Source organism: Pseudomonas siliginis (assembly GCF_019145195.1).
Taxonomy (GTDB): Bacteria; Pseudomonadota; Gammaproteobacteria; order Pseudomonadales; family Pseudomonadaceae; genus Aquipseudomonas; species Aquipseudomonas siliginis.
Map to the genome: position 1 here is coordinate 662,851 of NZ_JAHSTW010000001.1, position 20,045 is coordinate 682,895.

General features: G+C 58.7%; 12 protein-coding genes and 1 pseudogene. 5 read left to right on the forward strand and 8 right to left on the reverse strand.

From position 1 onward, the window contains the following. The first annotated feature begins 296 nt into the window (after positions 1–296). A complete protein-coding gene (locus KVG87_RS02805; RefSeq protein WP_016775037.1) occupies positions 297–782 on the forward strand; it encodes a flavin reductase family protein in 486 nt (161 codons plus the stop codon). Positions 783–922: 140 nt separating this feature from the next. Here the strand turns inward: KVG87_RS02805 and KVG87_RS26180 are convergent, their stop codons facing one another. After that, positions 923–1,690 (reverse strand): methyl-accepting chemotaxis protein, encoded by a 768-nt coding sequence (locus KVG87_RS26180; RefSeq protein WP_370593578.1) that lies wholly within the window; start codon positions 1,688–1,690, stop codon positions 923–925. A 138-nt stretch (positions 1,691–1,828) separates the two neighbouring features. Beyond that, positions 1,829–2,869, reverse strand: a pseudogene (locus KVG87_RS26185) (cache domain-containing protein); the annotation flags it as partial. A 203-nt stretch (positions 2,870–3,072) separates the two neighbouring features. On the opposite strand from KVG87_RS26185, the gene KVG87_RS02815 reads away from it, so the two are divergent. After that, positions 3,073–4,116 carry an LLM class flavin-dependent oxidoreductase gene (locus KVG87_RS02815; protein ID WP_217849118.1) on the forward strand — a complete coding sequence of 348 codons (1,044 nt, stop codon included), beginning with the start codon at positions 3,073–3,075 and terminating at the stop codon, positions 4,114–4,116. A gap of 93 nt (positions 4,117–4,209) precedes the next feature. Here KVG87_RS02815 and KVG87_RS02820 read toward each other — a convergent pair whose 3' ends face one another. The 5 genes from KVG87_RS02820 to KVG87_RS02840 all read right to left on the reverse strand — a co-directional run bounded on the left by KVG87_RS02820 (position 4,210) and on the right by KVG87_RS02840 (position 15,860). Next, complete coding sequence (locus tag KVG87_RS02820; protein ID WP_217849121.1) at positions 4,210–4,557, reverse strand: hypothetical protein; 348 nt, start codon at positions 4,555–4,557, stop codon at positions 4,210–4,212. 332 nt (positions 4,558–4,889) lie between these two features. After that, positions 4,890–5,249, reverse strand: coding sequence for a hypothetical protein (locus KVG87_RS02825; RefSeq protein ID WP_217849123.1), 360 nt, complete (start codon positions 5,247–5,249; stop codon positions 4,890–4,892). Positions 5,250–5,415: 166 nt separating this feature from the next. After that, positions 5,416–5,712 carry a hypothetical protein gene (locus KVG87_RS02830; RefSeq protein WP_217849125.1) on the reverse strand — a complete coding sequence of 99 codons (297 nt, stop codon included), beginning with the start codon at positions 5,710–5,712 and terminating at the stop codon, positions 5,416–5,418. A 58-nt stretch (positions 5,713–5,770) separates the two neighbouring features. Continuing rightward, positions 5,771–14,128, reverse strand: a complete 8,358-nt coding sequence (locus tag KVG87_RS02835; protein ID WP_217849127.1) for a two-partner secretion domain-containing protein — start codon at positions 14,126–14,128, stop codon at positions 5,771–5,773. Between the two features lie 25 nt (positions 14,129–14,153). Then, positions 14,154–15,860: a ShlB/FhaC/HecB family hemolysin secretion/activation protein gene (locus KVG87_RS02840; RefSeq protein ID WP_217849129.1), complete on the reverse strand. Its 1,707-nt coding sequence runs from the start codon at positions 15,858–15,860 to the stop codon at positions 14,154–14,156. A gap of 223 nt (positions 15,861–16,083) precedes the next feature. On the opposite strand from KVG87_RS02840, the gene KVG87_RS02845 reads away from it, so the two are divergent. Further along, positions 16,084–16,902, forward strand: a complete 819-nt coding sequence (locus KVG87_RS02845) for an alpha/beta fold hydrolase (protein WP_150741022.1) — start codon at positions 16,084–16,086, stop codon at positions 16,900–16,902. Positions 16,903–17,017: 115 nt separating this feature from the next. After that, positions 17,018–17,641, forward strand: a complete 624-nt coding sequence (locus KVG87_RS02850) for a glutathione S-transferase family protein (protein WP_217849131.1) — start codon at positions 17,018–17,020, stop codon at positions 17,639–17,641. A 12-nt stretch (positions 17,642–17,653) separates the two neighbouring features. Here the strand turns inward: KVG87_RS02850 and ptrR are convergent, their stop codons facing one another. Continuing rightward, positions 17,654–18,532: a putrescine utilization regulator PtrR gene (gene ptrR / locus KVG87_RS02855; RefSeq protein ID WP_217849394.1), complete on the reverse strand. Its 879-nt coding sequence runs from the start codon at positions 18,530–18,532 to the stop codon at positions 17,654–17,656. A 103-nt stretch (positions 18,533–18,635) separates the two neighbouring features. Between ptrR and KVG87_RS02860 the strand changes: the two genes are divergently transcribed. Then, positions 18,636–20,027 (forward strand): aldehyde dehydrogenase family protein, encoded by a 1,392-nt coding sequence (locus tag KVG87_RS02860; RefSeq protein WP_217849133.1) that lies wholly within the window; start codon positions 18,636–18,638, stop codon positions 20,025–20,027. The last annotated feature ends 18 nt before the right edge of the window (positions 20,028–20,045 follow it).

A 20,045-nucleotide genomic window follows, 5' to 3' on the forward strand; every position in this document is an offset into this window, starting at 1 on the left:
TATCTTTGTATGAAGCCAAACCGGGAGGACTCTTGGGTCGCCCCTCAGATGCAGACCATATTATGGTATTCCAAACTTTGCACAAGCCTGATCCGCTGATTCTGTCGCTGGCTGATCCGCTATCCTCGCTGATCCCACCCCTGACCGGCTAGCTGAACGCCCCGTAAACATTGAGTTTCCGACGACAGTGGCACGTTTATCGGTTCACCAGAAAAGCTCTTGCAAGATATGTATTACGGTATACCATCAGACCTACAAATCATAGAAACCGCGTCACACCACCCGAGGACCACCCAATGATCGATGCTGCCATTTACAAACAAGTCATGGGCTCGTTCCCGTCCGGCGTCACCGTCATCACCACGCTGGACGACGACGGCCAGATCGTCGGCCTGACCGCCAGCGCGTTCAGCTCACTGTCGATGGACCCGGCGCTGGTGCTGTTCTGCCCCAACTACAGCTCCGACTCCTATCCCGTGCTGATCAAGAACAAACGCTTTGCGATTCACCTGTTGTCCAGCGTGCAGCAAAGCGAGGCCTATGCCTTCGCGCGCAAAGGCAAGGACAAGGCGCAGGGCATCGAGTGGACGTTGAGCGAACTGGGCAACCCGATCCTCGCCAATGCCACGGCGGTGATCGAGTGCGAGTTGTGGCGTGAATACGAAGGTGGCGACCACGCGATCATGGTCGGCGCGGTGAAGAACCTGATCGTCCCCGAGCAGGTCGCCGGACCGCTGGTGTATTGCCACGGCAAGATGGGCGCGTTGCCGGTTGTGGCGTGATTTCACCAGATCTCGGATATCCCATGTGGGAGCGAGCCTGCTCGCGAAAGCGATGGGTCAGTTGTTACATTTTTGACTGACCCGACGCCTTCGCGAGCAAGCTCGCTCCCACAAGTTTTGGTGTTGCCTGGGCTACCGTGTCAGGTCCTAAACCGGCTCACCAACTGATTCAACGTCTGCGACAACGCCGTCAGGTTCTGCGCATCCTGGCGAGTCGAATCCGCCAGGCTCGCCACCAACTGCGCATCACCATGAATCTGGCTGATGTGCCGATTGATGTCCTCCGCCACTTGATGCTGTTCCTCCGCCGCCGTGGCGATCTGGGTGTTCATGTCGCGGATCACGTCGACCGACTCACGAATCAATTCAAAACTCGCCCGCGCCTCGTTGATCGACACCACGGTTTCCTGTGACACCTCAAGGCTGGCGTGCATCTGCTTGCCCATCTGATGGGTGCGCCGCGCCAGATTGCCCAGCAGTGCGTCAATCTCACCGGTGGAATCCGAGGTGCGTTTGGCCAGCGCGCGGACTTCATCGGCGACCACGGCAAAGCCCCTGCCCTGTTCACCGGCGCGCGCGGCTTCGATGGCGGCGTTGAGCGCGAGCAGATTGGTCTGCTCGGCAATCGAACGAATGGTGCCGAGGATGGACTGGATGTCGTTGCTGTCCTGCTCCAGTTGCTGCATCGACTCGGCACTGTGGCCGATCTCCTGGCTCAAGCGCCCGACGTTGCTCACCGCCGCATCGATCTGCTGCTGCCCGGTGTGTGCCTGACGCTGACCGTTGTCTGCCGAATCGGCCGCCTGACTGCACGAACGCGCGACCTCGTTGGAAGTGGCGACCATTTCGTGAAACGCCGTAGACACCATGTCCACCGCCTCACGCTGACGCGAAGCGACGTCGGCCATTTCCGCCGAGACTTCGGTGGCGCTGCCAGAGCTGCTGTGAATCTGCCCCGCTGCCTGGCCGATGCGTTGAATCAACGTGCGAATCGCTTCGAGAAACTGGTTGAACCAGCCCGCCAGTTGCGCGGTTTCATCCTGCCCACGTACTTCCAGTCGCGCAGTCAGATCGCCCTCGCCCTGGGCAATGCCTTCGAGTCCGCTGGCGACACCACGAATCGGCTTGACCATCAGTCCGGCAGACCACGCGCCGGCCATCGCGAACAACAATGCGCAAACCACAGCGATAGCGCCGATCAGCCAGGTCAAACGCGTCGCCCCGGCCATCACTTCGCTCGCCTTGACCAAGCCGACAAACCGCCAGCCCAGCGCCTGCGACGGCCAGACCAGCGCCATGTAATCCTCGCCGGCCAGTTGCACCTCGACCAGGCCTTTGCCCGCCTCGGCCAGTTGCTGATAACCGTCGCCGAGATCGCTGAGTTTCTTGAAGTTGTGCGCCGGATCGCTCGGGTCGACCAGCACGGTGTTGTTGGCTTCCATCAGCATCAGATAACCGCTCTCGCCGAGGCGGATCTGCTTGACCAGGTCGGTCAACTGCTTGAGCGACACATCGATGTTGACCACGCCGGCATTGCTGCCCAACTGGTTGTTGAAACTGCGCACGGTGCTCACCAGCACCACGTCATCCGCCGCCCAGTAATAGGCCTCGGTGCGCAGGGTTTTGCCGGGATTGGCCATCGCGGTTTTGTACCAAGGCCGGGTACGCGGATCGTAGTTGGCCAGTTGCGCATCGCCCGGCCAGAACAGGTAACCGCCCTGTTCGGTGCCGACAGATAGATAGGTGTAAGCCGGGTGCGCCTTGGCCAGACCGTTGAACAGCTTGAACAGCTGTTGATCCTGCGGCCCCATCGGCACTTGCGCGGCGTCGCTGCTCAGGTAGCGTTTGAGGCTGGCGTCGATGCTCTGCAGTTGCGGATGCTCGGCCAGATAGGCAACGTTCTGGCTGATGCCCTCGAAAAACAGCTGCATCGCGTTTTCCACCTGACGCACCTCGCGCCCGGTGCTGTCGGTAAAGGTGTCGCGCGCGCCCTCGCGGACATTGAGGATGATCAGCGCTGCCACCAGTAACACCGGCAGGCTGGCGATTACCGCAAACGCCAGAGTCAGTTTTTGTTTTATGTTCATTGCTTGCGCCTTCCTTGTTCGAAGTGTCGGTCAGAAATATTTTGCGGATATTCCGTATTATGGTATACCAATATTCAATCAACCGAACAGCCGTCCTCGAAGGCGTGCTTGAATGGTGAGAAGACTCGCGAGCGCGCAGCGTTCACGTCAGTTCGACAGGCCCGCACACGACCGGCCAATTACAAAAGACTCGAGGTAGCGTCATGAAATTTTCCCTGTTCGTACACATGGAACGCTGGGACGAAAGCGTCAGCCACCGCCAACTGTTCGAAGACCTGACCGAACTGACCCTGATGGCCGAGGCTGGCGGTTTCAGCACTGTATGGATCGGCGAACACCACGCCATGGAATACACCATCTCCCCAAGCCCGATGCCGCTGCTGGCCTACCTCGCAGCGAAAACCACGACCATCCACCTCGGCGCCGGCACCATCATCGCGCCGTTCTGGCACCCGCTACGCGTCGCCGGCGAATGCGCCCTGCTCGACGTGATCAGCAACGGCCGCATGGAAGTCGGTCTAGCGCGCGGCGCCTATCAAGTTGAATTCGACCGCATGGCCAGCGGCATGCCCGCCTCGAGCGGTGGTCAGGCCCTGCGCGAAATGGTCCCGGTAGTCCGCGCCCTGTGGCAAGGCGACTACGCCCACGACGGCGACATCTGGAAATTCCCCACCTCCACCAGCGTGCCGAAGCCGATCCAGAAGCCCAACCCACCCATGTGGATCGCCGCCCGCGACCCGGATTCGCACAACTTCGCCGTCGCCAACGGCTGCAACGTCATGGTCACGCCATTGATGAAAGGCGACGAAGAAGTCCTCGACTTGAAGAACAAATTCCAGACTGCACTGGACAACAACCCAGACGTACCGCGCCCACAACTGATGGTGCTGCGCCACACCCACGTGCACACCGCTGATAACCCGGACGGCTGGAAGGTCGGCGCGAAAGCCATCTCACGTTTCTATCGCACCTTCGATGCGTGGTTCGGTAACAAGCAGACACCGGTCAACGGCTTCCTCGCGCCGAGCCCGGAAGAGAAGTTTGCCGGACGTCCGGAGTTTGAGCTGGAAAGCCTGCACAAGACGGCGATGATCGGCACGCCGGAAGAGATCATTCCGCGGATCAAGTACTACCAGGAACTGGGGGTGGATGAGTTCAGTTTCTGGTGTGACAACAGCTTGCCGCATGAGGAGAAGAAGAAGTCGTTGGAGTTGTTTATCAGGGATGTGGTGCCGGCGTTTCGCTAAAGGTTTCGCAGGTTAAACCCAAAAAAACGCCCCGCTTCAGACGGGGCGTTTCTTTGGAAACAGCATCGACTTGTGCAACCTGGCTTTCGCAGCCTATTCGCCGCTGCCACGGTCCTCGCTGAGCACTTTGAAGGAGTGGAAGTTGAAGGCTATTTTTTCTTCTTCCTCATCAACCAGCTCATACCGGATACGATCCAGTCCGCCTTCAACCCGCGACACGCAAAGGTCCATGAACTGTGTCAAGCCACCACCAAATCCCCGCACGTTCAAACCGCCCACGTTAAAAAATATGACCGCGATAGTCGCTGCTCCAGGATCCGAAGACTTCGCCAGCGTCATCAACAGGTTGTAACCGGTAAGTCCATCTTCGGAATCCAGGCGAAGACTTTCCACATGAACGTATTCACGCAGAAAGCCATTCAGTGCTTCAACATTGCTCAATGGTTGATCCTCGTATGTTGTTCATTGTCACCCTTGCCCGGCCCGTACTGGTAGGTATGAGTATGAGGATCCGTATGAAATTTATAACGCGAAGAGCGATTTATTTGTTCCACCTCACGAAAGGAAAACTATTCACAATCTATATTTTTTCAAAATAGGCATGAAAAGCTGCAATTATTTCATCCAAGGTTTTATCGTAACCTCTAAGACTCTGAAACTCTGCAGAGCTGATCAAGTTGCAGCTTAAACACTCAGAAAACTCACTAGAAGCATGCCGTGAATCGAAAGCCAGCAAACCGTACTCTTCGCAAGCACCTTCAAACAATAGCCAATCAAAAACTCACATTACCCATGACAACCGGATAATTTACTGTACCCTTGAAAAAATCTCGAAACCCCACGCTTAATTTCTCAACACCTTCTTGAATATTCTCCCCATCAAAAAGATAACAAGTGCTAGTCAGCGGTGCACTGAACAGGGCAAACGCGCGCGTCGAAAAAACTTTAAAGCTAGAACAGAGCAAATCATAGAGTACATCAACATTACTCAACAGAGGCCTTTCAAAAAAATAAAACTCTAACCCGGAGTTTCGAAAAACCATCTCGGGCAAATCTTTATTCAGCTCAAGACGATTCGATAACATCGCGACTATCTGACTCAGCTCTTGATGTTCGAGTTTGGTGAGGCTCATTTATTCACTCTCGAATCGAATTTTAACAATCGCTTTAATGATACCCGCAATGAAAAATGGACAGTCCCCTTGCCCCTCAACTTAAAAGGGAACTGCCCACAATCATCCACAACAACTTCAACCAGTTCAATAAGCGTTACGACAAGTCTGACTCATGCGCAGAGAACTATCTCGGTATAAATCTTTTGCGTAAGAATGGCTTGTAACTTGAAGGCGCAATCGCAATCAGCGATTCAGGGCTCGCCCCCCGGACAATAGAGTGATCAATTATCGACTCTACAAAATAATAGAGTTGCTCGGGATTTTCGCCGAGCAACGCTTCATTAACGGCTAAGAATTCTTTGATAACGTCGAGCGGATTTTTCTCGACTAAGGCACAACCTAGCAGTTCATAAGCGGAAATGTATAAATCGTTCTCAATTACCCCACTGCTCCCTCCCAAGGAGGCCAACAATTGCTCCATGTCATGATTCGAAAAATATGACGAGGATTTTAGCCAAGAAAAAAAACCTATAAAATTACTACTTGAGGAGCGCATTCTCGATATCTCCAATCAGCTCTCTGGCAAAATCAATATCTCGCTGAGTATATGGGTATTTACCAGGGGGCTGGTTATCCGCAATTCGCACGAAATCCGATAATCGTTTACTCACTTCGATTGCTTTCTGTTCATGGCCGGCAGGAGACAGCAGATCCCCAGTGGTTTTTTCATAGCGAACGGCGTCGGCCAATCCACCATTGCCTACTCTGCTGCCAGTTTTATCTGCGCCGTAGTATGACGTCAAAATCTTTTCTAGCTGCTCGCTATCTGCTGGCCGGTAGGTAGGACCAAAACCGCCCTTCGGCGGAATAATTCCTGGCTTTATACCATCACTTCCAGAAGGACCACTTTTATCCGCTTCCGTGCTACTACCCTTGGACGTTCTCTTGCCGCCATTGCTAGCGGTCTTTATCGTCGGAGCCATCCCAGACACTGACATCGCCAAGCCTTCAACAGCAGCCATCGCCATTTCGTGGCTGATGCCAAGTGTTTGGACCAGTGTGTCCGCAATCGCAGCGACTGAATGTCCAGCGGTGATGCCCGCCAGCATGTTCTGGAACCCGTGATTTTCCGCGATCAGCAGATCGAACATCTTGGCTGCTTCGGGTGATGCCGAGGCTGCCAGGTCTTTCAATTTATGAGTTTTCGCCTCGGCCTCCGCAACAATCCTTGAAAGGCCTTCGCAGCTACCAGAATTAGACGCACATTGAGCAACTGCCTCGATGTCTTGCTTTTGGCTCAGAGCGTGATATTCGGCGTACTTCGTATTCGCGCATGCAGCGTCATTGCCACAGGCGGACAAATCGTGCGCCGCTCGCTCGAGGTCAGAATGCGAGAGGTAATTGTATTGGGTCGCAGTAGCCGCGATATTTGCTGCTATGTTTGGGTCTGTGTCGGCAATCACGGCGGAGAGCACTGCGATCAGTTGCGACATCGCCAATAGATTAGCTTTGGCCTGATCGGCTCCCGGCATGTTTGGGTCGTAATTTTCCGGCAGTATCAGGTCCGCAAGATACTGAACCATTGCTTCGTTGGCGCCTCCAGCCAACGCGCCTGTCTTGAAGTCCCCGCCCAAGGCCATGGACTTCAATCCGCCCACCAATGCATGGGCTGCAATCTTCGTTGGACTGCCTTCCACCAGGTTAAGGTTACCAACCTTATTGGCGGCGATAGCTCCGCCAATATCGATTACAGCTCCTAATAGATTGTTGACGAAATTGTCGCCCAGGCTTCCGCCCTGCAATGCGGTTTGAGCCAACGTATCAGCGCTGGTTTTGAGAATCACTTGGCCTGCACTATTCCAGTCAAAACCAAGTTCTGTCGGGTTATAACCCAGGCCATTCCCAATGCCGCCCAACATCCCGGAGAGCACATACCCCTGAAGATTTTCGCTGCTGAAAACGTCCTTGAGAACTGAGCCCAGATCGCCTTTGTTGCTGATGGCGCTGTTTGCAGCGGTAGTTTCGACTGCGATCAACACAGCGTTGGCGAAGCCCGCAGAGAACGTGCCAGCAGTTGCGCCTATCAATCCTGCGCCTGCCCCCCCGGTGACAGCAGCTAGCAGGATAGCCAGGACCAGTTGTGCGGCGACACCAAGTCCAGATGTCGAGTATTTGAAACTCTTGTGAATTTCTTCGACACGACGCCAGTCAACATCGCCACGTAACTCAGCTTCCTTTAGCCAAGCCAACTGCGGATCAGCCTTGACCATCGCATCAATGGTCTGGCTGACGGACTCCTGACTCACATCCTTGATATCAATCTTCAGCCCATCGACCGCTTTCAGGACGATGTTGCCCTTGGCGATCATCTGCGTCTGGCGCAGGGTTTCGTCGGTGTTGCCGCGACCCTTGGCCGAGACCCATGCGGCGTTGTTGTTGGTTTTGGTATGGCTCTCGTCATGCAGGTCCTTCACCCCTTCGAAGGTGATGGCGCCGCCGCTGTCGAGGAGGATGTCCTTGCCGCTGTCGAGTTTGGCCACCTGGTAATGCTGGTCGCCCAGGCTGACCAGAGACAGGTTGCCGCCGGTCTTGATTTCGCTGCCGACGTGGGTGACCTGGGTGACTTCGTCGCGCTGGAGTTTCAGGTTGCCGAAACCGCCCTTCTCCTTCATGTCGTAGAGCGTGTGGTCCTTGTTCTGCGCGGCCAGAAGACTGAGGTCGTTACCGGCGTAGACGTAGGCTTCATTGCCTGCGCTGATTTTGCTCGAGATCAGTGTGGTGTCACGGCCGGAACTGGTTTTTACGTCGCCGCCGGCGATGAACTCAGCGGCTTTCTGAACAGTGTGGTCATCCTGTTCATGGACACGTTTCTTGCCGTCCTTGCTATGGGTTTCGACGTTGTGTTCATCACCGGCCGAGGACATGTTGATGTCGCGCTTGGCCTCGGCGGTGAGGTTGCCGGTGGCTTCGGCTATGCTGGCGACGACGTTGATGTCGCGACCGGCATCGAGCTTCAGGTCGCCGCCGGTTTTCACTGTCGACGCGAGGTTTTCCACCGTGGTGGTAATGACTGAGCGGTGGCCGCCATCGAACGATTCGTGGAGTTCGTCTTCGTCGCGTGTCGCCAACAGGTTGATGTCGCGCGCTGCACTCAGGCTGGCGTCACCGCCGCTGCTGATGGCAGACGCGTTGGTCAGATCCTGTCCGGACTTGATGGTCAGGCTGTCGCGAGCGCTGATGAAGCCGCCGTCGTCGACAAGGGTGCGCATGCCGCTGCCATCACGTACAGCGATGGCGGTGCGATCGTTGACGATATCGCCCTTGAGTGTCGTCAGTTCGACCTGATTGCCGCGGATTTCGCCGGCCAGTGCGTTGCGGATGCTGTCGGTGGCCATGAGTTTGATGCGCTCATCGGCTTCGACCAGACCGCCCTGATAGAGACTGCCCTTGACGTCGACGGACACGTCGTTGCTGGCCTTCAATGTGCCGACGTTGACCAGATCGCTACCGGCCAGCATTTCCAGATCTCGGCCCTGAATCAGGCTGCCACCGCGCACGTTGCGCGACTCGGCCTGCGCCAGATACAACACCGGCACCAGCACTTTCTGGCCGTCGACGATGCGCTCTTCCATCCAGACAATGTCGTGGGTCAGCGCAGCGACCTGCGCCGAGGTCAGGCTGACGCCGACTGAGAGGTTCAATTGATTTTTGCTGGCGAGCGCGTTATCCATCAGATAACGAAATTGCTCGTAGTCGTTCTCCAGGCCACCGGCGAGAAAACGCTGGCCGGTCTGGGCCATGACGGCGTCGCTAATCAGCCGCGATTCATAGCGACCGTCACCGAGGCGACGCGCCGCTTCGTCGGCGCTGAAGTCGAGCTTACCGAGCAGGTAGTCGGAGCTCATGAACGCCGTCGTCTGAGTCAGCTCTGGGTTGGTTTCGATCAGATAACGGCTCTGCGGATTGGTGCTTTGCACGAACATGCCGTACGGGCCTTTCGGCAACCGGAAGGTCGAGGAAGCCGTCGGGTCGACTGCGGCGAACGGCACACCTTTGAAGTCCACCGGGGTGAAGCTGATCTGCTTCACGCCATCGGCGTCGACATGCTCGATACGGGTAACGGATCTGGAGGTTTGGGCGACAGCGTCGGTGCTATGTTTGCCCAGGTTGATGTTGATGCCGCCGACCGCGTCTGTCTGGTCGCTGGCCAGGGAACCTGTCAGTTGACCATAAGTGTTGTCGTATAGCGTGCCGTTCTGGATGCTGTTGGTGACGTCGAGCTTGACCTTGCCGCCGGCCTGCATCACCGCAGCGTAAACGGCGTTGCCGTTTGCATTCCAGGTGGTGACGTCACTCATCAAAGAGAATCGCGAATCACTGGAGCGACTGATCAGTTCATCGAACCGCGCCTGATCGAAGTTGCCGGCCGCGGTAGCCGCGTTGAACGCCGGAACATCGACGAACTCCATCTTGTCCCAGAGGCTGTTGTCGATACGCCCAGGGGTGCCCCTTTTCACCACTCGCGTCCCCGAACGCGACTCCGCGCCCTGGTTCAGCAGGCTGTCAGCCGTCACGGTCAGGTCGCCGTTGGCGGCCAGCAGGCTGTAACGGTTTTCAACCTGATTGGCGTGGATGGTGAAGTTCTTGCCTGCCACGAATCGCGCCGCGCGCGAGTCCTTGAGCACCTCGTCGTTGAATTGGGTAGTGATGGTGATGGTGCCGCGCTTCCAGCCATCACCACCATCGCAGTGCTGACCGCATACCCAGCTCAAACTGCCGGACGACTGACCGGAAGTCAGCTCGAACTCGGCTTTGGCGTTTTCGAAGGAAACCGCGTTGATATCGACGTCACCCTCGCCTTCGATGGTGCCCGACAAGTTGCTGAACAACGCCGCGCGCCCGCCATCGACAGCGTCGACGCTCATGTTGCCGCGGCTGTAAATATCGCCGTAATAGTTATTCAGGCTGTTGCCGTGCAGCTTCATCGTGCCGCCGCTGAACAGCAGCGTGTCGGCATCGTTGTAGAGACCGTTGGCGGCGGTGAATTCGAGATTGCCTTGGGCGCCGAGGGTGCCTTTGTTATTGATCCGTGCCGCCGTCACCGTGAGGTTCTGGTTGGCGATCAGGCGACCGAGATTGTCCAGTGTGCCGCGCAAGGTCATCACGGTGTCGCCGCCGCTAACCAGTCGCCCGTCCTGCTGGATCACGTCGTTGGCGCTGATCGTGAGTTTCTGCTGCGCGGAGACTTTGCCGCTGTTGAGCAGATTGCCGCCGAGGGTCAGCGCCAGATCGCCGCCGCTGAGCAATTGTCCGGCATTGTTCAGGTTGGCCACGTTGAGGCTGAGCGCCGAAGTACTGGCGATCCGTTCGCCAGCATTGAGCGTCAGGTTCTGCGCACTGGTGTAGGTCAGCCCGCCGTTCAGTTGCCAGGTACCAACACCGTTGACCGAGCCGACATCCCATACACCATTGCCCAGCCCGGTGAGACTGCCCTGGTTGTTGGCCAGTTGGCTCACATCCAGGTCGAAAAGGCCCTGTGCCGCGTGGCGCACATTGCCGCTGAAGTTATTGATTTCGGCACCCGACAGCAGCAGGTCCTGACTGCCGATTTCGATCACGCCGCTCTGGTTGTTCAGATTGCCGGTCAGCTTGATTTGACTCGCAGCGCCACCGAGGGCGCGGAGCTGGCCGCCGGCGCTGTTATCCAAGCCGCTGGCAGTCAGCTTGAGGCTGTTCGCCGATTCGATCAGGCCGCCCTGATTGAGGACCTGCCCGACGGCTTCGAGCCCCAGCTGATTACCGCTGATCTCGCCGCTGGTGTTGTCCAGGCTGGTACCAGTAAAGATCACCTGATCCTTGCCGAACATTTTGCCGGCGCGGTTGGTCAGGCGCGTTACCGTCAACGTCAGGTCATCGATCAGGCTGGAAATCAGCCCGGCCTTGCCGCTGGCTGCACTGTTGTCGAGGTCGGCACTGGTGATGCTCACCGAGTCGGCTTGCAGCGTGCCGCCCTGGTTTTGCAAATTGCCGTTGTTCAGCGCCAGTTCGGCATGGCTGCCGTTGGCCAGAATCACACCTTGCTGGTTGAGCAGTGTTTTGCCAGTAATCTTCAGGCCGTCGCTGCCAGCGATGATCTGCCCGGCAGCGTTGTTGTTGATCCAGACGCTATTGATGTCCAGGCGCTTGCCCTGCAGGGTGCCGCCCCGGTTATCCAGCGAGGTCAGTTGATCAAGGAGCAAGCGCTGTGCGCCAGCATCGACCAGACCGGTGACGTTGCTGAAGACTCCGGCAATGTTGAGGACGACATCGCCGCCATTACCGACGATGCCGCCCTTGTCGTTGTTGCCAAGTTGTTTGGCATTGATGTCGATAGCGTTGCCGAGCAGGACACCGGCGCTGTTGTCGATCTCGTCACCGTCGATGTGCAACTGACCTTCGCTCTGAATCCGGCCCTGTTGATTCAGCAGTTGCGACTGGCTTGGTGCAGTTTGCTTGAGGATCAACCGCGCGCCATCGGCACCTGCGGCCAACAACCCGTTGGCACGGTTATCAAGGCTGGCCGCGTGCAACTCCAGGTCGTCGGCGATCATCCGCCCGCCACGGTTGTCGACGTATCCGTCCTTGGCCACCACCAGCAATTGCCGGGCGGCGACTACACCGCCACGGTTATCGATAGAGCTGGCACGCAGTTCCACATCGCCTTTGATGGATTGCAGACGGCCCAATGCGTTGTTCAAGTGCTGCTGGACGAGGAGCGTCAGTTGCCCGGTTTCGGCGCTGAGCGTGCCGTCGTTGTTGCCGGTCAGATTGCGCAGGTTTGCGTCGACGATGCCGCCCAAAAGTTGGCCGCTGGCGTTTTGCAGATCTTGCGCGGTCAGGCTCAGGCGATCGGTCCCCTGGATCAGGCCAAGGCTGTTATCCAGGTCTGCACTGGAAACCACGCTGTCATCGGACGAAATCGTGCCTTGCGTATTATCCAGCGTGCCGCGACTGGCCACCTCGAGGGTTTTGCCCGTCAGACTTGCGTTGCGGTTGTTGATGCTCTGCGCAGTGACGGTCAAGCGATCCGAGGCTTGCACCTTGCCGTCGTGGTTGTCGAAATCCTGCATCAGCGTCAGATCAGCAGCACCGTTTTCCGCGCTGATCACACCCTTGGCGCTGTTATCAAGGCGAGTGGCCGTGACGTGAATGTCGTCGGCAGCCAGCGTCCCACCCTGATTGAGCAACTCCCCTCCCGACAGTGCCAGCGTGGTTTTCGCCTGGATCTTGCCCGCGCCGTTATTCAGACGTTCGCGGGCGACAACCTTGGCCTCACCGTCGCTGGCGCCGATCAGGCCGCCGCTGTTGTCCAGTTGACGGGCGTCCACGTCGAGGCGACCGGCGATCACTTTGCCGCCGGTGTTTTTTACCTCCTGAGCATTGAGCTTGAGGCTGCCGCCGGCGATTTCGATACGGCCCTGACGGTTGTCGATACTGTCGACCACCAGTGTTGCCGCTTGCCCATCGGCGAAGCGAATCAGGCCGCTGAGGTTGACGATGGCCGGCGCGCTCACGACCAGACGGGTTTCACCATAAACACGCGCATTCACACCTTGGTTGACCAGGCGCGCCGCGTTCAGAGTGAGGTCTTGAGCCTGCACGGTACCGTTCTGGTTCTCGAACGTGTCGGCTGCGCTGGCGTGCAATGTGCGGCTGGCCAGAACGCTGCCACTGTTGCTCACCGAAGCACTGTTGATCGACAGATCACCCTTGGCGTTGCGGCTGTTGTCTGCGTTCACCCCGGCTTCAATCACACCAGCGTTGGTCAGCCTGCCGCCGCTGCTCAGGCTGACGCTGTCACGAGCAGCGAGGCTTTGGCGATTGATCAGGTCTTCGGCGGTTTGTACGGTGACCTGCGTACCGGCATAAACCGCGCCCTGGGCATCGAGACTTTTGGCCTTTACATCGACGGCATTACCCGCCGTGACTTTGGCCAGGGTCAGTTGGCCATTGGCGTCGATCCGGATGTCACCTGCGCTGGCGGCAAGATCCCCTGCCAGCTTCACGCCAACGCCCTGCTCGGTGCCGACCAGTTTGATGGCGCCGGCATACATGCCGCCGAGCGCCGAGGAGTCGATGGCCAGTTGTGGTCTGGCGCTGCCGTCATCGGCACGGGCGGTGGCGCTGAGCGTGTCGGCGTTGACGTCGTTGCGGCCGGTGGTGATGTTCAGGTTTTTTGCGTGGATCTGTGCATTGATCTGCGCACTGCGGGTAATGATTTCGAAACTGTCGACGTTGCTCGCATCAAGACCGACGCCGTCAATCGAAACGCTTCCCTGATCGACCTGAAAGCGCTCCAGGCGACCGTTGTCGAGCACCGGTTTACCGGTGGTCAGCGTGACACGTGGCGTGTTGATGAAACCGCAACCGTTGCAACTGATGCCGTAAGGATTGGAAACGATCACCCGTGCCGATTGCCCTGCGACTTCGGTGTAGCCGCGCAACTGGCTCGGGCTGCCGCCATTGACTTCGTTGAGGATGGTTTGTGCCGCTGCGCCACGCAGGTTCGGGTTGCCGAGAATGATCCCGCCCAGTTGCGTCTGTTGCATGCGGTCGGTGGCGTTGTTGAGGATGACGCCTTGCGCACCGACGTTGTAGTCGTGGAACTGGTTATGCGACAGGCCACTGCCATTGGGCGCTGCGATGTTGACGATTGGCACGCCATTGCCGGCGCGATCCAGACTGGTGCCGGGGGCACTGACAACGATGCCGTCCGCCTGCGCCCACACCGGTTGCCAGAACATGACGTTCGCCAGCAAAAAGGCCAGACCACGCTTGGGCATGCCGCAGAATTGCTCGCGCTTTTTTACGGCTGCAGAAGGTTGGCTGGCCAGGAAGGCCAGGTGGCGAATGTCCATATCAGAATCTCGATGCGGGCAAAAATTAAATGAAGAAATCCAGGCGGAAATAAATCGGCGCTTCGCGCTCGGTCAGCGCGTCCGGTCGTTCCAGGGAATGGGCGAAAGTCACGCTGGCGGCCACATGCTGACCACGTGCGAACAACTCCAGCGAGTTGCTCGACATGCGCCCGTGCTGGTCGCCGTTGTAGCGATCGCCGCGAATTACGCCCTGGTCGTATCCGAGGCTGGTGCCGTATTCGGCGAACACCGGTTGCAGCCATTCGGCCGTCACCGGGCGGCTCCAGCGCAGGTCGTTGCGCCAGTAGCCACCACTGTCGCCGGACAGCGATTGATCCTTGTAGCCGCGGATCGACGCCGAGCCGCCGAGGCTGGTGCGCTGTGGGCTGAACAGCACATCTTCGCTGCGCTGGCCGGTCATCAGGCTGCTGAAGCTGAAGGATTCACCGAGCAATTTGAACGGCTGCAAATAGCTCAGGGTTGCGGTGTATTTGCGGTAGCGTGCGTCCGGTTCGCCGGGGCCGGGATCGTGACTGCCCTGCGCATCGAAAGCACCAATGCCCTCCTGCACGCCAGCATCGAAGTTGACGAACGCGCTGCCGACACGACGGCCGTGGTTGAAGCCGAATTGCGCTTCGCTGATGCGATTGCTGCTCAGTTTGAGTTTGCTGTCTTCGATGAAGTTGTTGCTGCGCAGGTACGAAAGTCCCGCACTGAGGGAGGTCTTGCTGACCGCGTCGCGATGGATCACGCGCTCGGCGCGCAACTGATGGTTTTCGCTGTCGCCGGTCTGCTTGAAGTTGTAGCCGTTGGCGGCGATCTGCGAGCGGTACTCGCTCTGGCTGTAGGTGTAACTGAACGTCCACCAGCCCCACGGCAGGCTGTAATTGAGCATGGCGTTGTTGGAAGTGTGCTGGTGATCGGTCATCGCATCGTGACCGCCGCGCAGGCTCAATTGGTCAGCCAGACCCAGCGGGCTGTCCCAGTCGAACGACGTGCCCCACTGCTGCTCGCCGGTGCTGCGCTGGCCATCGTTGCTTCGGGACAGGCCGGCGCGCCATGGCTTCTGCGGCGTGTTGGTCACGCGCACTTCACTGCCGCCGACATTCTGCCCCGGCGCCAGCTCCATTTTGGCCTGGTTGGACGGCAGGCGATTGAGCTGGTCGACCATTTGCTCGATCTCGCGCAGGTTGACCAGTTCACCGCTTTTGCCGGGAAAGGCCATGGCCAGTTCGCGATCCGAGAGCCGGCTGTTTTCTGCGCCTTTCATGCCTTCGAGTTTGCCTTCGACCACGAGCACTTTCAGGTGCCCGGCGGACAGATCCTGTTGCGGCAGATAAGCACGGCTGGTGACCAGACCTTTTTCGATGTAGTGATCGGTGATGACTTTGAGCAACTCGTTGAGCTGCGGCACGCCGAGGCATTCGCCGATATAAGGCTTGAGCAGCCGCGTCTTCTCGCGCTCCGAGAGGCTGTCTGCACCTTTGAGTTCGATGTCCTTGATGGTGAAGCAGCGCGTATCGGCGGGTGCTGTCGGTTGCGCCGGTTTGGCGTCTTTGCCGGGCAGATCCTTGAGTTCTTCGAGGCGCCGCTGCTGCTCTTCGAGCAAACGGTTCTGACGTTCGCGGATCAGGTCGGTTTCACCGGGAGTGGGCGCGGCCCAGGCAGAGTCAAGCGGAGAAAGGCAGAGCAGCGCCAGGCACAACCGCGCCGTGAAGGCGGGTGAAAACATGTTCGATCCCTCGACATAAAAAGTGACATCAAAATAGTGGCGCGATATTAGAGGGCCATCATTTTGACGTCAAACTTAAGTTTGTTCCGCTCATCGGGATTTGCCGCGCTTTCATACGGGTGAAACCAGCACCTGCGTACAAGTGGCGGGCGCGTTTTGCGCGGATAGTGGCCGTTGCCCATTCGGCATCTATTCTTGCCACACACGATCACAAGGAGTTTGCATGAGCACCTTCAAAACCCAAGACGGCACCGAGATCTATTACAAGGACTGGGGCAGCGGCAAGCCCGTGCTGTTCAGCCACGGCTGGCCGCTGGATGCCGACATGTGGGAATACCAGATGGAGTACCTGAGCAGTCGCGGCTATCGCACCATCGCCTTCGACCGCCGTGGTTTCGGTCGCTCGGAGCAGCCGTGGACCGGTTATGACTACGACACCTTCGCCGATGACATCGCTGGCCTGATCAACCATTTGGACCTGCGCGACGTAACCCTGGTCGGCTTCTCCATGGGTGGCGGCGACGTCAGCCGCTACATCGCCCGCCACGGCAGCGAGCGCGTTGCCGGCCTGGTATTACTCGGTGCGGTCACGCCGCTGTTCGGCAAGAAAGCCGACTTCGCCGATGGCGTCGACAAATCGGTGTTCGACGGCATCAAGGCTGGCCTGCTGAAAGATCGCGCGCAGTTCATCGCCGACTTCAACGCGCCGTTCTACGGCACCAATCAGGGCCAGAAAGTCTCTGACGGCGTGCTCACGCAAACCCTGAACATCGCGCTGCTGGCGTCGCTCAAAGGCACCGTCGACTGCGTGACCGCGTTCTCGGAAACCGACTTCCGCCCGGACATGGCCAAGATCGATGTGCCGACGCTGGTGATCCATGGCGACGGCGACCAGATCGTGCCATTCGAAACCACCGGCAAGCAGGCCGCCGCACAAATCAAGGGCGCTGAGTTGAAGGTCTACGCGGGCGCGCCGCACGGGTTTGCCGTGACCCATGCGCAGGCGTTGAATGAGGATCTGCTGGCGTTCCTCAACCGGTAATCCCGCACGGCACACGCCGTAGTCAGATGCTGATGAACCAAGGCCCGCGCGATGCGGGCCTTGTGTTTTGCGCTATGGTATTTTCCTGCGTCCACCACCCGGAGAAGGAAATCCCATGCTGCGAATACTCGGCAAAGCCTCATCGATCAACGTGCGCAAAGTGCTGTGGACCTGTGCCGAGCTGGACATTCCCTTCGAGCGCGAGGACTGGGGTTCGGGCTTCCAGTCGCCGAACGCTCCGCAGTTTCTCGCGCTCAATCCCTGCGCCATGGTGCCGGTGATCCGGGACGGCGATTTCACATTGTGGGAATCCAACACGATCATTCGTTATCTGGCGACGCGTTACGGCGGCGCTCACTTGTATCCGGCCGAGCCCATTGCCCGGGCGCGGGTCGATCAATGGATCGACTGGCAGGCCTCGGAGCTGAATCGCTCCTGGTCGTATCCGTTGATGGCGCTGGTGCGCAAGTCGCCGGACTATCAGGACCGCGATGCCTTGGCCGCCGGCTGCCGGGACTGGACGCGCAACATGCAAATCCTCGATCGCCAACTGGAGAAGACCGGCGCTTACGTCAGTGGCGAGCAATTTTCCCTGGCGGACATCCCGATCGGGCTGTCAGTGAATCGCTGGTTCGAAACGCCGCTCGATCACGGAGATCTGGCTGCGGTGCGCGCCTATTACGATCGCTTGAATCAGCGCGACGGTTATCGTTTGTACGGGCGCAACGGCACGCCATAAAGACACGCTCGATCAGGCTTGCTCACGCACCACGCCCCGCTCTTCAAGCAAGCGCACGAACATGCTCAGACTGCGCGACACCGTGCCCCGGCGCCACACCAGCCAGGTGGTCAGATAGCGGAAGTCCGCCGTCAGCGGCCAGACGCTGACCGTCGCGCTGCCGGGCATGCCTTGCAGCATTTTGCGCGGCATCAGTGCCAGGCCGGCACCGGCGCTGACGCAGGCGAGCATGCCGTGGTAGGACTCCATTTCGAAGATCTTGCCCGGTACGGCAGCGTCGGTGCTGAACCATTTTTCGAAATGATGCCGGTAGGAACAGTTGGATCGGAAGGCGTAGATATTCTCGCCGTTCACGTCCGCCGCACGTTCGACCGGTGAATGATTGAGCGGCGCGATGATGACCATTTCCTCCTCGAACGCCGGCACACCTTCCAGGGCCGGATGCAGCACCGGGCCGTCGACGAATGCCGCAGCCAGGCGCCCGGACAGTACGCCGTCGATCATCGTCCCCGATGGCCCGGTCGAAAGATCGAGATCGACCTTCGGGTGCTGCTGGTTGTACGCCGCCAACAGTTCTGGAATGCGCACCGCTGCGGTACTTTCCAGCGAGCCCAAGGGGAACGCCCCCTGGGGTTCTTCGCCTGCCACCGTAGCGCGGGCTTCCTGCACCAGATCGAGAATGCGCCGCGTGTATTCGAGAAAACTCCACCCGGCCGGCGACAGGCGCAGACGGCTCTTCTCGCGGATGAACAGATCGACGCCGAGATCCTGCTCAAGCTGTTTGATCCGTGTGGTCAGGTTCGACGGCACGCGGTGGATCTGCGTGGCGGCGGCGCTGATGCTGCCGTGCTCGGCCACGGCCTTGAAGATTTCCAGTTGCACCAGATCCACAGTCATTCTCCAATCGTGAAGGAAACGCTCTTTATTATTCAGTTTCCAGAAAACTAGCGCCACCCTACTCTAGGCCCATCCGACGAACCTACAGGACAACGTCATGAGCCAGATTTCCAGCCAGACCCACGCCATCTCGATCAACCCTGCCACCGGCGAGCAGATCGGTGACTACGCGTTTGAATCCGCCGCTGCCCTTGATGCGGCACTGACTCGCGCTGCCTTCGCTTTCGGCAAGTGGAAGCGCAAGCCGCTGCAGGATCGTTCGCGCCTGTTGACCGCCCTCGCCGGCGCGCTGCGTGAAACCTCAGAAGCGGTGGCAACCATGATCACCCAGGAAATGGGCAAGCCGATCGCCCAAGCCCGTGGCGAAATCGAGAAATGCGCCAAGCTCTGCGAGTGGTACGCCGAACACGGCCCAGCCATGCTCGACGCCGAGGCGACTCAAGTGGAAGGCGGCAAGGCGCGTATCGAGTACCGCCCGCTGGGGCCGATTCTGGCAGTGATGCCGTGGAATTTCCCGATCTGGCAAGTGCTGCGCGGCGCGGTGCCGACGCTGATCGCTGGCAACACTTACGTGCTCAAGCATGCGCCGAACGTGATGGGCAGCGCTTACCTGTTGCGCGATGCGTTTGTTCGCGCCGGTTTCCCCGAGGGCGTGTTTGAAGTGATCAACGTCACCCCGGAAGGCGTTTCCAGCGCCATTGCCGATTCGCGCATCGCCGCTGTGACGCTGACCGGCAGCGTCCGCGCCGGTATGGCCATCGGCGCTCAGGCCGGTGCGGCGTTGAAGAAATGCGTGCTGGAACTCGGCGGCTCCGATCCGTTCATCGTGCTCAACGATGCTGATCTGGATGAGGCGGTGCACGCGGCGGTGGTCGGTCGCTATCAGAACTCCGGCCAAGTCTGCGCGGCTGCCAAACGCCTGATCATCGAACAAGGCGTGGTCGAGGAATTCACCCGCAAGTTCGTTGAAGCGACACGCCAGTTGAAGATGGGCGATCCGCTGAACGCCGACACCTATATCGGGCCGATGGCGCGTTTCGATCTGCGTGATGAATTGGATCAGCAAGTGCGTGACACGTTGGAGGAAGGCGCGAAGCTGCTGCTCGGCGGCAGAAAAGCCGAGGGCGCCGGCAACTACTACGAACCGACCGTACTGGCCGATGTGACCGACCGCATGACTTCGTTCAAGCAAGAGCTGTTTGGCCCGGTCGCTTCGATTATCACCGCCCGCGATTGCGCACACGCCGTGGCCTTGGCCAACGACAGCGATTTCGGCCTGACTGCCACGATCTACACCGCCAACGTCGCGCTGGCCGAGCAACTGACCAGCGAACTGGAAACCGGTGGCGTGTTCATCAACGGCTACTCCGCAAGCGACCCGCGCGTGACCTTCGGCGGCGTGAAGAAGAGCGGCTTCGGTCGCGAGTTGTCGCACTTTGGCGTACGGGAATTCTGCAACGCGCAGACCGTGTGGCTGGATCGTAAATAAGCCAAAAACAGTAGCAAT

Coding starts and splice junctions, on each gene's coding strand:
- KVG87_RS02805 (WP_016775037.1), top strand. CDS start 297: ATGATCGATGCTGCCATTTACAAACAAGTCATGGGCTCGTTCCCGTCC.
- KVG87_RS26180 (WP_370593578.1), bottom strand. CDS start 1,690: ATGGCCGACGTCGCTTCGCGTCAGCGTGAGGCGGTGGACATGGTGTCT.
- KVG87_RS02815 (WP_217849118.1), top strand. CDS start 3,073: ATGAAATTTTCCCTGTTCGTACACATGGAACGCTGGGACGAAAGCGTC.
- KVG87_RS02825 (WP_217849123.1), bottom strand. CDS start 5,249: ATGAGCCTCACCAAACTCGAACATCAAGAGCTGAGTCAGATAGTCGCG.
- KVG87_RS02830 (WP_217849125.1), bottom strand. CDS start 5,712: ATGGAGCAATTGTTGGCCTCCTTGGGAGGGAGCAGTGGGGTAATTGAG.
- KVG87_RS02835 (WP_217849127.1), bottom strand. CDS start 14,128: ATGGACATTCGCCACCTGGCCTTCCTGGCCAGCCAACCTTCTGCAGCC.
- KVG87_RS02840 (WP_217849129.1), bottom strand. CDS start 15,860: ATGTTTTCACCCGCCTTCACGGCGCGGTTGTGCCTGGCGCTGCTCTGC.
- KVG87_RS02845 (WP_150741022.1), top strand. CDS start 16,084: ATGAGCACCTTCAAAACCCAAGACGGCACCGAGATCTATTACAAGGAC.
- KVG87_RS02850 (WP_217849131.1), top strand. CDS start 17,018: ATGCTGCGAATACTCGGCAAAGCCTCATCGATCAACGTGCGCAAAGTG.
- KVG87_RS02860 (WP_217849133.1), top strand. CDS start 18,636: ATGAGCCAGATTTCCAGCCAGACCCACGCCATCTCGATCAACCCTGCC.